The organism is Amycolatopsis sp. GM8 (genome assembly GCF_021653975.1).
In the GTDB taxonomy this organism is placed as follows: Bacteria; Actinomycetota; Actinomycetes; order Mycobacteriales; family Pseudonocardiaceae; genus Amycolatopsis_E.
The window spans coordinates 163,190-177,096 of sequence record NZ_JAJKFK010000005.1; the positions used below are offsets into that span (position 1 = coordinate 163,190).

At 62.9% G+C, this 13,907-nt stretch carries 13 protein-coding genes and 2 pseudogenes; 6 read left to right on the top strand and 9 right to left on the bottom strand.

The genetic code is table 11. The features are described from left to right. Window positions 1-7 precede the first annotated feature (7 nt). The 5 genes from LOZ83_RS24210 (at window position 8) to mobF (ending at window position 6,040) form a co-directional block, all read left to right on the top strand. Window positions 8-2,848: a hypothetical protein gene (locus LOZ83_RS24210; RefSeq protein WP_236793806.1), complete on the top strand. Its 2,841-nt coding sequence runs from the start codon at window positions 8-10 to the stop codon at window positions 2,846-2,848. Next, window positions 2,845-3,837, top strand: coding sequence for a hypothetical protein (locus LOZ83_RS24215; protein ID WP_236793808.1), 993 nt, complete (start codon window positions 2,845-2,847; stop codon window positions 3,835-3,837). Before LOZ83_RS24210 ends, LOZ83_RS24215 begins: the two co-directional genes overlap by 4 nt. Further along, the gene (locus tag LOZ83_RS24220; protein WP_236793810.1) at window positions 3,834-4,409 is read left to right on the top strand and encodes a non-canonical purine NTP pyrophosphatase; all 576 of its coding nucleotides are present in this window, start codon (window positions 3,834-3,836) and stop codon (window positions 4,407-4,409) included. Before LOZ83_RS24215 ends, LOZ83_RS24220 begins: the two co-directional genes overlap by 4 nt. A 198-nt stretch (window positions 4,410-4,607) precedes the next feature. Continuing rightward, complete coding sequence (locus tag LOZ83_RS39960) at window positions 4,608-4,730, top strand: hypothetical protein (RefSeq protein ID WP_255824896.1); 123 nt, start codon at window positions 4,608-4,610, stop codon at window positions 4,728-4,730. A gap of 341 nt (window positions 4,731-5,071) precedes the next feature. Next, complete coding sequence (gene mobF, locus LOZ83_RS24225) at window positions 5,072-6,040, top strand: MobF family relaxase (protein WP_236793812.1); 969 nt, start codon at window positions 5,072-5,074, stop codon at window positions 6,038-6,040. Between the two features lie 257 nt (window positions 6,041-6,297). Here the strand turns inward: mobF and LOZ83_RS24230 are convergent, their stop codons facing one another. Next, window positions 6,298-6,627, bottom strand: a complete 330-nt coding sequence (locus LOZ83_RS24230) for a hypothetical protein (RefSeq protein WP_236793813.1) — start codon at window positions 6,625-6,627, stop codon at window positions 6,298-6,300. A 98-nt stretch (window positions 6,628-6,725) separates the two neighbouring features. Here LOZ83_RS24230 and LOZ83_RS24235 point away from each other — a divergent pair, with 98 nt between their 5' ends. Further along, a complete protein-coding gene (locus LOZ83_RS24235) occupies window positions 6,726-7,163 on the top strand; it encodes a hypothetical protein (protein WP_236793815.1) in 438 nt (145 codons plus the stop codon). Here LOZ83_RS24235 and LOZ83_RS40835 read toward each other — a convergent pair. From LOZ83_RS40835 to LOZ83_RS24270, 8 genes and pseudogenes are all read right to left on the bottom strand, one after another. Next, the gene (locus tag LOZ83_RS40835) at window positions 7,084-7,764 is read right to left on the bottom strand and encodes a DUF6444 domain-containing protein (protein WP_374202703.1); all 681 of its coding nucleotides are present in this window, start codon (window positions 7,762-7,764) and stop codon (window positions 7,084-7,086) included. The two genes, LOZ83_RS24235 and LOZ83_RS40835, sit on opposite strands and share 80 nt — an antisense overlap. Before the next feature lie 62 nt (window positions 7,765-7,826). Next, entirely contained in the window at window positions 7,827-8,291 is a 465-nt protein-coding gene (locus LOZ83_RS24245; protein ID WP_236793819.1) for a hypothetical protein, read from the bottom strand. Window positions 8,292-8,336: 45 nt separating this feature from the next. Further along, on the bottom strand, window positions 8,337-8,714 hold the full coding sequence (locus tag LOZ83_RS24250; protein ID WP_236793821.1) for a hypothetical protein: 378 nt from the start codon (window positions 8,712-8,714) through the stop codon (window positions 8,337-8,339). 64 nt (window positions 8,715-8,778) lie between these two features. Continuing rightward, window positions 8,779-9,669 (bottom strand): annotated as a pseudogene (locus LOZ83_RS40840) (RHS repeat-associated core domain-containing protein); the annotation flags it as partial. A 677-nt stretch (window positions 9,670-10,346) separates the two neighbouring features. Continuing rightward, window positions 10,347-10,808, bottom strand: a complete 462-nt coding sequence (locus LOZ83_RS24255) for a hypothetical protein (RefSeq protein WP_236793823.1) — start codon at window positions 10,806-10,808, stop codon at window positions 10,347-10,349. Window positions 10,809-10,862: 54 nt separating this feature from the next. Next, complete coding sequence (locus tag LOZ83_RS24260) at window positions 10,863-11,912, bottom strand: RHS repeat-associated core domain-containing protein (RefSeq protein ID WP_236794345.1); 1,050 nt, start codon at window positions 11,910-11,912, stop codon at window positions 10,863-10,865. Between the two features lie 13 nt (window positions 11,913-11,925). Beyond that, window positions 11,926-12,624: pseudogene (locus tag LOZ83_RS40495) on the bottom strand (hypothetical protein); the annotation flags it as partial. Between the two features lie 97 nt (window positions 12,625-12,721). Continuing rightward, a complete protein-coding gene (locus tag LOZ83_RS24270; RefSeq protein WP_236793825.1) occupies window positions 12,722-13,867 on the bottom strand; it encodes a serine hydrolase in 1,146 nt (381 codons plus the stop codon). Between the last annotated feature and the right edge of the window lie 40 nt (window positions 13,868-13,907).

Below are 13,907 nucleotides of genomic sequence, written 5' to 3' on the forward strand. Positions count from 1 at the left end.
TGCGGCGATGAGCGCTGCACCCGGCAGCTTTGCTGACGAGAGAAGTGGTTCGGCACCATGGCCGGACTGGGATGGCCTTTCCTTCGATGACATAGTAAAATATATCAACCCGGCCGAACTGGAAGATGCCGCAATCGCCCCCTGGGTCCGCTTCAACTACGGTGGCGAAGACGACGCACTCGCCTTGCTCTCGCAGACCTACCGCTATCTTCTGTCGCTACGCATTCGCTACGGCCTCGAGCCGTGGATTTCCGGAAAAGGGCAAAGAATAAGGTGGCCGGCCCTGGTTCGCAGAGATTGCGGAACCTGCTTGGACATGGCTGTCCTCTATGTCAGCATCCTCTTGCGTTGTCAGTTCAGGCCGTTGCTCTTCTTCATCGAGGGCAGAGTAAACGTCGAGAGCCACGTTCTCGTCGGTGCCGACACCCGCATTCCTCTGCAAGATGCCATGATGAAGCCAGCGACGGCCCATCTTCCGTTCGCGCGGGACACCAGCCACGGCCAGCATGCCTTCCGGATGCCGAAAGAGGGGCTACCGGATGGTTTCGTGCTTCTCGACCCCACGTCGGCCACAGTGGGGCCGGAGGAGCTGACATACGAAGAAGCAGAAGAATCGGCGAACGCACTCATCCGCGATAACACGAAGTTCAAGAACATCATCGTGCTCGACGTCGCTTCAGCTATTCAGCAACAAGCGGGTGCACCGTATCCCATCCCGAATGAGTCGACCGGCGCATCTGCGGTGTGGACTCGCTTGCCCCAGCGGTACGTTCCCCCGCCGCTTGCAGATACTCACCACTTGCTCGACTCTGTTCGGGCAACCGATGGAAAAATTGCCATCGTGGGTGAATCCGGAACCGGGAAGTCGACGATCGCCTATCTGACCGCCGCCGATTGGGACAATGGGTACGGATGGTTCGTGAATGCGGCCGATCGCTCGACTCTGCAAGCAGAACTTTCGTACGTCGAGCTGATGCAGCGTTCTCGATCGTTAGCGACCAGTCAGATCGAGGACGACCAGATTGCGCTGAGCCGTGCGGCGCTCCGGCGCCTGGGGCAGAGCCGCATGCCATGGGTGGTGGTCGTGGACAATGCGGACAATGAACCCAGCTCTATCATCGACCTTTTGCCTATTCCCGCCTGGCCCGGACAAGTCGTGATCGTGACATCTACGCATCCGGCTTGGTCTTCCTGGGCCGACCGATGTCTGACGTTTGGTCGCATGGGACTGGACGGCTCGCGTGTATCACCTGGGGTGGCTGTGACGCCGCACGCGCCGAGACGAGCGATTGAAGTTGATATCCGGTCACGTCTTCTCAAGCGTAGTGTCGTTTTCGAAGATGACGACCTGGCCGAGCTGGTCGCATCGTGCCGCGGCCAGCTGTCCACATCTATCCAAGAGATCGCGATCGACATCGCGTGGGCGCCCGCCGCGGCGTTGGATGTAAGTTCGGTCATGGGCAGGCCTTCGCGCTTGAGAACACAAGCTTTGCGAGAGCTGGAGGAACTCGGCTTGCTCGGTCTGGTTCATTCGCGAGCAGCGACGGTAACGATGCACCGAGCCATTGCCGCAGAAATCCGAAAGTGGGATCCCGAGACCCCCGTTGCCCACCGCAATCGGCTGGTACGCCTGATGATGAACGAGCATATGGTGCCAGTTCTTGCGGAGCGCGCCGAAGAGTCAGTTCTGTTACGGTTGATCAGCCTGGCTGAAAATTGCGCGTACTCGTTGAAACAGGTGAGAGCGCTGTACCTGCTTTCGGAGGTACTTGAACTCCGTGGCATGTCCGCCGAAGCTGCCGGTGTCGCCGGCCTTTGCTTCGCGCGCCCAAATAACGAACTCTCTGTTTCCGAGGCCGCTTTGGCTCACTTGAGGGTCGTGCGGCACACCAAGAACCATGTCAAGGACGCCGCCTCTCTGCAAGGGGCGCTGGATTCGGTCACCGACATGATCTCCCGGTTACCGGAGGGCGTAAGCCGCGCGGAGAAACTTGTCAGGTATCAATGCGTTGCGATGCAGGGACACGTGCGCCGGCAACTGGCAAAGAGATCCCTCCGAGGCGGGCCGCTGATGAGCGAACTCGAAGGCGCCAAAGAAATGCTGCTTGAATCGGTTGCCGGCCGAGCTGAAATTGTCGGACCGGCAGATTGGCGCCGAAGCGTCGAGCGAGAACTTTCCTTGTTCAATGTTGCCGCCATCAGTCTGGACCTCGGTAAGAGCGCCGCTGACGACCCTGTACGAGCACGAGTCTTCCTCGGCGACTCACTGCACATGTACACTCTGGTGCGAAACGCGATCCATGACCTTCACGGCTATAGCGGGAACCACCCGCGTCGCGCCGCCGCCGAATACGGCCGCGCGTTGTGCTTCTACTACAGTGCATTACTCGGCATTCGGCCGGAGGTTAGATCCGAAGACGAGATCTTAGGAATTTCTGCGGAGTTCATCTCTGCTCCGGAGTTGGATGACCCATACCCTGCGGCCATTGCCGACGAATCGGTGCAGCTCGTTGCGGCTCACGAGGCTCTCCTGGCATCTCTTCGGGAGAGAATGGGCCTGCAAGTGGGGAAACAGGATAGTGCGGATGTAGTCAAATGCCTGAGGCTGGGGATCGAGATCTCGGCCGCCAGGATTGCCTGGGCCGCCGCGGGGTCCACCGGCGCCGGCGTGCGAGAACTATCAGCTGCCTCGATCGAGGAGCTGCTTGTCGATACGGAGCAAAATTTCCGTGCGGACTGGAAGACCTATGGACGAGTCTCCGTCGGTGAGTACGAAGCGGTCAGGGACGCGAAGGGGGATGAGATAGGATACGAGCGATTGTGGCGGAAGGAAGGGCGGAACCCGTGAGCGATCCATTTAAATTTGGCGGCAAAGTTTCACGAGAAGAACTTATCGAGCGAATTGATGGATGGCTTTGCGGTGATTCGATGAAGCGTTTGGCCGGACTCTTCCTGAGAGGCTGGCGGCCACAGTTCGCACCCACCGAGTCCTTTTATGAGTCATTCGTGGATTTCGTGGACGATCGCTGGAACTCACGGGGCATCGTTACCACCGAGCGCTACGCAACGAAATATAAAGAGGTTCCCGCGCACCTGCACGACGAAGTGCGCACCCTGGCTCAGGATTTGGGCCTGACGAGCCCGTCGGCACCACATCATGATCACTATGATGCGGTCATCGCGCCAGGGAGCCAGCTTTGGCCGATGGTGATGCGCGTGGGATATATGAACGAGCTACGCAACCTTGGCGTCTCGAGCGATAGATACGTCGGGCTGGGGTCGGGGCGTCCCCTGTATTCAGGCGAGCTGGACGCATTGAGTCAACTGACACTCAGCGGGACCGACGAGTACTCGTTGATGGTCACGATCATCGAGAAGATCTTTTCGCGCATTGCCACCTTGGGCGACCGCGATCTGCAGCAGAGTAACGCTGCGTCTTCGATCAACTTTCCAGCGACTTTCCACGATACCGCCACTACCTGCTTGATTTCCGTGGTAAACACGGAAAATGTCAACGGCAAAAGGCCCACAACTATGGACACCTTTGAGTCCTGGCTGAAATGTGTTGGAGATCTAACATCGCTCCGGCGCGTTTTGGTGATCACACAACCTCTATATCTTTATCAGCAAGGCGCGGTTGCCATCGAGGTACTGGGACTGAACAATGGCCTTGACGTCGAGGTCGTCGGCGCGTCTGATCGTGAGTACCTACCTGGATTTGAATCTCCCAGGCCGCCTACCGCTCAAATTCTTCAAGAGGTGAACGGCTCGGTGAAGCGGCTGGTTGCGCTGCGGCGACGCCTTGTGAACGACGGCCCGTTCGGCGCGGGTTCGTGAGCCGAGGGGCGTTGATTCCATTATTTGCATCGACGAACGCCATCAAGATCGAAGAAGTGCGCGCTCTGGTCGGCGATGTTGAAGTGTGGAATATTGAGCTACCCGAAATACAGTCGGTGAGCGCCGAAGAGGTAGTCAAGCACAAATTGGCACGATTAGCCGGCTTTCATCCGACGCGTCCAGTTGTTGTTGAGGACACCGCGCTTCACGTCGACGGCTGGAATGGCCTTCCAGGCGCCTTGGTCAAGTGGTTTGTCCGGAACTTACCTCTCCCCCTTTTGTATCAAATTCTCGCTGGGGACTCGACGGCGGCCACGGCCGTGAGTGCGGTCGGGGTGCTCCACGGCACAGAGACCCGCATTTGGGTTGGGAGCCTGCAAGGAAGTTTGGTGCCACCGAGAGGCGGCCTGGGCGGATGGACTCCCATCTTCGAAGTGGACGGCACAGGCTTGACACTCGGTGAAATGACATTGGACGAGCGTCTTGCGCACACCATGAGAAGGGGGCCTCTTGAAAGCCTCAGCGACTGGCTCGAATCCCACCGAGCCGGCACAGATGCCGGTCCGGCTTGATCTGCGTGCCGGGGCGTCGCCGAGGAACGGTGTTGCAGCAGCAACGGCGCGTCGCGCCCGAACCGCAGGGCTACCAGCTCCGGACCTTCCGCTGACAAGCGAAAGCCGGAGGCCATCGAGGCGTGGCGCAGTGCAGCCAACCACCACGTGGCTACCCGGCTCGCATACGTCCGGTACGTGTGGCTACGCTCGCCGGCGGTGATCAGCGCCCGGCTGCCCGAGCGGATACCGGGCCACACCATGAACGATCTCCAGTGGGATCAGTTCGACGGCACGAGTGCCGAAGCGCTCAACTCCGTGGCCACCGAGCGGGACGAGTGAAAGTCGGCACAAGTCGGCAACCGCATGAACAAGGAAAACCGGGATATTTTGTCGGGATGTTGCTGCGAATTCGCCCCGTCTGAGGTGATCTCCTCACGGTCTGGCTGCCCTTGTGACTCTACCCGGCACCCCCGAAGAAGCCACCTCGACAACCCAGCCACCTGACACCCACCACTATCTCGAAGAACTTCCGAAACCGACCACTAAGATCCAGGTATCTGTTTCGACAACTGGCGACTGCCGAATCGGTGACGTTACCGGTAACCAGGTGGGCGGCACCGGATTTTCGGCGTAGTCTGATGTGGACGTGATGGGCTTGCGCAAGCTGAGCCCTGGTGGTCATGAGTACCTCACCAATTCGGTCGCTTGCGCGGGATCGTGACCGGCGGCTCGAGCCCGGCGAGTTGTTGAGTGACTACTACCTCTCCCGTGGTTACCCGGCAGGCCAATGGTTTGGCGCCGGAGCAGAAGCCTTAGGGCTCTCCGGCGTAGTTACTCCTGCCCAGATGAACGCGCTCTTCGGTGAGGGGCGGCATCCGAACGCGGACGCGATCGAGGCCGCGCTGATCGCCGATGGGGTCAGCGCGCGGGACGCGCTGAGGGTGACCAGGCTGAGGCGTCGGTTCCCGCAGTACTCCGCTGTGGATCACCTGCGCAGCAAGGTGAGTCAGGCCTACAAGGACTACAACCGCGCGCACGACCGCCCGGTCGGGGCGCCGATCTCGGCCGAGATCCGTGCCCGGCTGCGCCACGGAGTACAGGTCCAGGCCTTCAAGGATGATCACGAGGGCCAGGGACCCGTCGGTGGCGCGGAGCTGCAGAAGTGGCTGGCCGCACAGATTAGCAGCCTGAAGTCGGCGGTGTCGGGCTTCGAGATGGTGTTCGCACCGGACAAGTCCGTGTCGATCGCCTGGGCCATGGCGGGGCCCGGCGAGCGGGAGCTCATCGCGAACCTGGTGCGTCAAGCAGCCCACGATCCACTGTCCTATGTGGAACGCAATGCGGCATTCACCCGGCGCGGCGCGATCGGTGAGGCTCAGGTCGACCTCCACGGCATCACGGCGGCCTTGTTCGAGCACTGGGACTCGCGCGCCTCGGATCCGCACCTGCACATCCACGCACTGGTCTCCTCGAAGGTGCAGCGTGCCGATGACGGCGAATGGACCGCCCTGGACGGCCGCACCATCTTCGCTGCCACGGTCACCGCCAGCGAGTACTTCGACTCCCGGTTACGCGATCTGTTCCGTGAGCGCGGCGCGTCATGGGTCCAGCGTGGCGCCGAGGGTGTCGATATCACGCGGCCGGTCTGACAGCTCGCGGGAGTACCGGTCGAGCTGGTGAAGGCGTTCTCGCAGCGACACTATCCCGCACCCAAGACCAGGGCTGGCAGGCCGAACGTCTCGTCCGCACAGTCACCGACAAGACCGGATTCAGCTGGGCCGACGACCCCGCCGCCGCACTCACGAAACGCGTCTCCACCTACACCCGCGAGCACCGTGCGCCCGCGCGAATAGGCGTCCCCACCGACGATCAACGCGACCGCTGGCGCACCATCGTCGCCCACCACCTACCCGACGCGCCGGTCGGCAGCCCGCAATGGGACATTGTGTGGCGACACGCCGCCGGCGGAAACGCCCTCGGACTCGACGCCGACGCCGCACTCACCGACGCCACCACCCACCTCGCAACAACCACCACCGGCGCTGCGGACGGCGACTACGGGCGCACCGGCGAAGCACTCGTCGCAGCCCTCACCGAACGACACCACGACGGCGAAGGACACCACCATCCCCTGCCCTGGCAAGCGCACCCGGACTTCGGGCGCCCCGGCGACCACCGCGGCACCCTCGAACGCCTCGACACACTCAACGCCGAAATCGCCGCCCGGACCGAACAACTACGCGAGCACGTCGCATGCCAAACAAGCCACGTGGGCCACCGCCATCGGGCCCCGACCCAACGATGCCATCCGCGCGCAGCGATGGGACCGTCGAGTTGGCCGCAACCTACCGTGAAACCTACGGAATCACCACCACCGACGCCGCCTCCCCCCTCGGTGCACAACCCACCGGCAACGGGCCCAAAACCCAAGCCTGGCAACACATCACGACGCAATGGAGGCCACTGATGACCGCATCAGACCGTGACAACATCGAAGCGGATGCCGTGACCGTCGACGAAACCCGCCGCGACACCCACGAGGCACTCGCCACCGACTACCGCGCCGGCGTCGAAGCTCACGCCGACGGCCTCCGCGAGGACGAGGCCCGTCGCACCACCAACCGCGATCACATCGAGAACGAACTCGACAACTCGACGACACCACGCGCGACAACCTGTCCACCGGCCTCGGTTACTGAGATTCGGGGCACCGAATACCTGAACCGGCCGGTACCCGACACCAGACGCCGCGGGCCTCCAAGACGAACCTGATTGGCGCCGCCACCTGCACCATGCTTGGTGCGACTCGAACGGTGGGTGGAGCGCAGGCGTGACGTCGAGCGACTCCCGACGAAGCAGGTCGCCCTCTGCAAAGGAGTGAGACGACCGTGAGGTAGGGATGTCCCGACGACGAGTGGGCCCGGCTGGCAGTGGTCGGGCAGGAGTTCCTTATCGAAGAGCTCGCATGGGCCGTACTTCCTCGTACGCGGAGTTCAACACCACACCCGGCGCACCTGGTCCTCGACCGCGGCGAACCGTCCGTGGTCCGCGGCGAGCGCCGCCTGTGGCCCGACGAACAAGCCGCGAACCCGGATTCGCTGTGGGTGTATTGCCCGGTGCAGAGCAGCAGCGTGGTGGCGGCGCCAGCGTGGGTGGGCACGCCGTAGATGGTGGAGGTGTACCTGACGGCGGCGGCTTCAGCCGGCTTGGCGAACGGCGAGTCCGACGACGGCCGGTTCGACGAGTTCCGGCTGTTCTGGCCCGCCCGGCGCGTCAAGTCGACGACCTGGCCACGCAACGTCGCCATCATCGCCCGGAGTTCCGCGTTCTCGGCAGCAAGCTCCTCATAGGACGGACGACCGTCCGCAGACATCGTCCATGATCCACAAAGGTGGCGGGGATCAACCCGCTACGCCGGAGACACAGAACAGGTTTCTATTTTGGTTCGTAATAGCCCGGTTTTGCTACTAGGACACTTTCAAAGTATCGCCAATCGTCCTCATCTGGCTCCTCGGCAGGTCTTGAACGCCAAAAGCCGAGCAGCAGATCACTCGCCGTGTACGAGCTTCCGCGCTCGTGTTCCTTTACCCGCGTACGCTGGCTCAGCCAGGAAATTAACTCGTCAACCGGAGTTGCAAAGACGTCGACGCCCGCGTAGGTAACCTCGACGCCGGCCGTAGGCCTACCAAGCTCGACGGCGTCGACCAGTTCGTTTTGATCAAAGAATAGGAAAATGCTCAGACCAGATTGCCGATCGTGCACCACCCAGGTCGGATAACTACCCCCTTTATCAACTTCTTGGATCGCACCATATTGACCCAAGGATACTCGAGCCTCATCACGCGAAGACCCGATTCGCACAAGACCCGCGCTGGCGGGTGGCGCCAACTCAATAACCATCGCGACGGCCCCTTCTCGGCGATCACGTTGCACTTGACGTCGTCATTATAGGAAACCCAGCATCTCCAGGATCGCGTCGTCGTCACGGTAGGCGCGTGCATCCGCGCCCCGACCCCAGCTGGCGGTGTCCCGGTGGTCCGCGGCATCCATTTCGATCGCAGTGCCGTTTCGTCTCGACGCCGGGTTGACCGAGTCGGAGGGAATGTGGTGGCGTTCGATACCCGAGCCGCCTTGGAGGTCCTTGTAGACCCCGCCGCTGTAGCCGCCGCCGGCTGCGGCTGACCCGCCGCCGGCGTCGCCAGCGCCGAGGTCGTTGATGGTGTTGTCGAGTACTTGCCCTTTGGCGAGGCCACCGATCAGCGAGCGAACGCTGTTGATCCGGCGGCGAGGGCAGCGTCTTCTTCGGAAGGAATGGGGTGGCACCGCCGCCCGTGGCGATTTCCTCGCCGACGTCGGCGACGATGTCCCAGAACCCTTGACCGGTGAGGTCGGCGATGATCAACGGATTGCCATACGCGTAGGCGTAGGGTGTTCCGGTTTTCTCGACGAGCGGGTCGAGGGTGAGGAACTCGGCGGTAACCGGGTCGTAGTAGCGGGCACGGAGGTACACGAGGGCGGATTCGCTATCGGTGTATTGGCCTGTGTATTGCAGGGGCGTGGATGCGGTGCCGCTGTGGGTGGGTGTGCCGTAGGGGCTGTAGGTGTAGCTACCGGCGGTTGCTCCGGTGTTGTCGAGCAATTGGAGAGTGTTGCCGACTTGGTCATGGATGTACCACAAGGAGCTGGTGGCGCCGACTTGTTCGATCGGTAGACCGTCGGGTCCATACAGGTAGGCATTGGTGCCGTCGGTGAGGACGTTGGGTGTAGCGGCGTCGTCCCAGACGAAGGTGTTGGTTGTGGACCCTACGGTCTTGCTGACCCGAAGCCCGGTCCCGTCGTAGTGGTATGTGGCAGACCCGCCCGGCCCGCTGAGGGTGGTTAGGCGCCCGGCCTGGTCGTAGCTGTAGGTGGTGGGGGTGCTGCCGGTGCGTTCGCCGAGGGGGTTGAAGGTGTAGGTGGTGGCGCTGGTCGGGACAGTGCCGCAGGTGGGGTTGGGTACGGCGCCCGACGGCAGCGTCCAGCACAGCTGCCCGGCGGGGTCAAAGGATTGGCTGGCCGCGCCGACGGTGGCTGGGTTGTTTGCAGCGTCATAAGCGAAGGGCGTGGTGGTGCCGCCGGTGGTGGCGGAGGCAAGTTGTTCTCTGGGGCTGTAGGTGTAGTTCTGTTGCGGCGCGCCGTTCTGCTGCGACGTGGTGACCTGTTCGGCTGGGTCGTGGCCGACGGTGAGGGCGGTGGTGGCGCCGTTGGCGACCGTCGTGAGCTTGTCGTTGTTGCCCAGGGCGTCGGTGACCGATGTCTTGTCGCCGGGCGCGGTACTCTGAACTGCTCTTCTTGACCCAGTCGCTTACTTTTCCACCATAGGTGCGGACCAATCGATCCGCAGCGCGCAGCGTGGAGCTGGAGCCCTCGCCGGCAATAACCGACCCTCTTCGCCGAGCTGCTGAGTGCTAGCCAGGCTCAGTCCCAGACGGAGAGCCTGCATCGAACTGCTTGCGACCTGCTCGCCGGCGATAAACTCAGCATCAAACGCAGCCGCTTCCGGGGCGAGAGCACCGTCGGTGACAACTGTTGCCACAACGCTGACCGCCACGACGGCGACCGTCGCCCACGTGCTCGCACTCCAGCTTAAGGGGTTCCACCACCTACGGCCCGTGGGATGAGCTCGTCCCCGCAGCTCGGACAGGCCCATCTCGGGGCCCAGGATGAGTGCGGTCAGTTCTCAGCAACACAAGCCTCCCCACCCGACGGGGTGCGGTCAGTTGGCGCGGAGAAACGCGGTCACAACCGACGAACAAAACCAAATGGCAGAGGTGGCACCTGCCGTACTACCCCGAGGTGAAGATCGGGGCGCTCCTCAGGCCGGCCTTCATGGCGTCCTGGTCGGTCGCACCGGCTGTGGACCGGTTTCCAGCACATCCAGTCCGAGCGCGTCCTCGGTCCAGGAGCGCTCAGAACTCAATGGCTCGGGCCAACTTGACCTGGGTGGCGAATCGGGACGCCCAGTGTTGTTTTTAGCTGCTCGATTTGGGTCTCGGTCCACACGTTTCGGACCACGGCCAGCGAGTGACCGTCGTGCCCGACGAACGCCATCCACCCACCGCTCCTGCGGCCTCGCGAGATGTAGGATATCTTATCCCGCGGAACTACTTTGGAACGGAAATACATACTTCCCGCTTTGACCTCCGTGTCGGAGATAGCAATGAAAACTTGGCGCATGTACATAAAAATGATCAGGCTAAAAAAACCAATACCCGCCGCCCACGAGAACACCTGCGATCCGCCACGCCCGATAGGGCTGACCGATGGAACAAAGGGGACGATCAGTATCAAAAATGTCAAAAGCAGAACGTAGGAGAAGAACAGCAATGCCGTGGGGCCGCGCCGCAGCGACGGCCTGAGCGTCAGAACGTGATCCATGCCGCCGTGCGCCTTCTCGCGAGTCTATTGGGTGCCATGATGATAGCGCACCGGCTAGCCGCCCGTATTGCAGATTTTTGCCTGGTTAATCTGCCGGTTACGTTTTGCATTCTGCCCGTATTTCTTGAAGAGCGGATAGGGATCGAGACCGCCCAGCACCGTCGTGAGCGATCCGCCGTAGCCCGAAATCAACGTAGTGTACGGATCCTCAGGGTTGACGGATTTGGCAAAGCCTCCCAAACCGTCAGTGATAATCCCGCCGAATGCGCCGACTGCCCCTTCTCCGACGGCGTCACCCCAATTCACCGAGCCGCTGTCATTCCACTGCGTCAGCACGCTCGCGGTGAAGCTACTGGCAGCACCGGCACAGATACCGCACTCAGTGAAGGCGGCGCCGAACACTGCCCCCGAAGCCGCGGCGATTCCTACGTCTGTCCAGTTGACATTCCCTTGGATCAGCCCGTTGACGAGCGCGCCCGCACCATCGGCGATGCCGCCGATCAAACCACCGATTAGGTTATCCCAGCCGAAGAGGCGACCAGTGCGGTCCGTGCCGTTAAGTGGGTCGTTGTCGGTATAGGCGTAGGGAGTGCCGGTCACGTTGACGAGAGGGTCAAGGCTCAAGAACTCCGCGGCGGCTGGGTCGTAGTAGCGGGCGCGGAGGTAGACGACGCCGGTTTCGAGGTCGGTGTATTGGCCGGTGTAGAGCAGCGGTGTGGCGGCCGTGCCGGTGTGGGTGGGCAAGCCGTAGGGGGTGTAGCTGCCGGCGGTCGCGCCGGTTTTGTCGAGGAGTTGGAGGGTGTTGCCGACCTGGTCGTGGATGAACCAGAACGAGGCGCTGGCGCCGATCTGTTCGATGGACAGGCCGTCTGGTCCGTAGAGGTAGGAGTTGGTGCCATCGTTGAGGACGTTGGCTGTGGAGGCGTCGTCCCAGATGAAAGTGCTGGTGGTGGAGCCGATGGTTTTGCTGACGCGCAGGCCTGCTCCGTCGTAGTGGTAGGTGGCGGTGCCGGCGGGGCACCGTGTTGTCTCCGGCGAGTATCTCGATGCTCTGATCGAGTACGTCGCGTACCCGCAGCGCGGGCTTGCCGTGCCCGCCGGCAAAGAGGACGAGTTGGGGCGGGCGAGGTCGGGCTCGCGCGGCGACGATACCGAAGTCCGGGTAGCCGTCTGTCGTGCCGGACTCCACAATCTTCAGGCCCGCACGGGCAAGGCTCGGCGAGATCGCCGCGGCCAGCTCCCGCTGTCGCGCCTCCTTCGGGTTCACCGAACCCGACAACAGCCCCTCAACGAACAGCGCGAACCGGCGATCTCCACCGTCGAGAGCACCGATCTCTTTGAAGAACTCCATGGTCGTCCAGTCGCCGGGGTTGCGGATCATGTGCCGGTCGACCGGCTCGTAGGGGTCCTTCCAGTCGACCGACCATTCGGGCGAGGTCAGCACCCAGTGGCGTTTAACCAGGTCAAGAAGCCCGCCGGCCTCCAACCAGATCGCGTCGAACGCATCCAACGCCTCGGCGACGTCGCGGCGGGTCCGGACGGTGATCTGCGGCCAGTTCTTTCGTGACCAGAGCAGGTCCTCGACTCGGTTCCGCAGCTCGATCGTCAGATCGGCGTGCTGGAGGAAGCGAGCGCACACAGCGGAGTGGTCACTCGGTGCGATGGCGTCGAACGCCACGTCGAGCCGCTGACGTTTGGACAGCGACTTTACGTCGCCGGCCTGCGACGGGTCCGGATGCTGGGTGGGTATGGCCAGACTCAGCTCCGCACCCACTATGTCCAGATCGACGTGCCGGAGATAGTGCAGACTCAACACGAGTTCGCAGACCAGGTCACGGGCCTCGATGTCGAATTCAGGCGGGTCGGCTGCCAGGTCAGGTCCGTGCCCCGCAAAGGATCAGAAGCCACGCACGCTAAGCGAGCGCGGCGCCCACAGCCAGTTCGAAAACGTCTTGAAGCTGCGGGAACAACCGCTCGTTCACGGTCGGCGTGATCTGCGCGCTCGCGGTGACGGCCACTGCCCGGCGGCCGTCACCGGTGGCGGCGGCGAACTGGGTGTAGCCCGCCGTGTTTCCGGTGTGCCCGAAGACCGTGCCATACCGGGTGTCGTAGCGGAACACTGCCAGCCCAGCGGAGTTCACGCCGGGGCCTGGCGGTTCGGAACTGCCTGGCCGGAACTGGAACTGCGCGCGATGTGCCGCGCTGTTGGTGGTGTCCCCACGCACGTAGCCGCGGATGAACCGGACGGTGTCCGCGGGGGTGGACACGATCCCGCCGGACGCCCAGCTCCATCCGGCGGCGACGAGGGTGCTGACGTCCTCCGGTGGCTCGGTGGCACTCACGCCATAGCCGTGCAGGAACGGTGCGGGCATCGCGGAACCGTTGGGCAGGCTGGTTTCGGACAGTCCCAACGGGTCGAGCACTCGCCGTCGCAGCACGTCCTCGTACCGATTCCCGGTGGCGGCCTCGCACATGAGCGCGATGATGATGTTGTCGCTGTTGGAGTACTCGTAGCGGGAGCCGGGCGTGAAATGGGGCCTGGGATCGTCTATGTAGGACAGCAGTGTGCGATGCGGCGGCGGATTCTGCAGCGACGCGAACAATGCCTTCTGGAACCGCCCCGACTTGCTGAAGTCGGGAATGCCGCTGGTATGGCCCAGAAGCTGGCTCAAGGTGACCGCGGACCACGCCGCCGGAAGGCCGGTCACCCGTGCGCCGATCGTGTCCTCCAGCGACAACCGGCGGCCGGCGACCAGAGCAAGCGCGGTCGCGCCGCTGAAAGCCTTCGCCACACTGGCCACGCGAGTGTGGTCGGTCGCGCGCGGAGGTCGCCGACGCAGCACATCGGCGACGCCGACAACCTGTGCACGCTTCCCGAATGCCACAACTACCGCGGGCGGCCCGCCAGGGCTGCCACGCAACCGGCGCATCGCCTCGAGAAGTTCGCCCTCCACAGAGGACATTTCCGTAGCACTCGCCGCCGCGGCACTCTGGCCGACAACGACCAACGCGGCCACCGCCGCGCCCTGCCTCAGCACACGTCTTCGTGACAGCGACATCGATCGAGGGTAACACCGCCTCCGCTCCGGACAGACAACG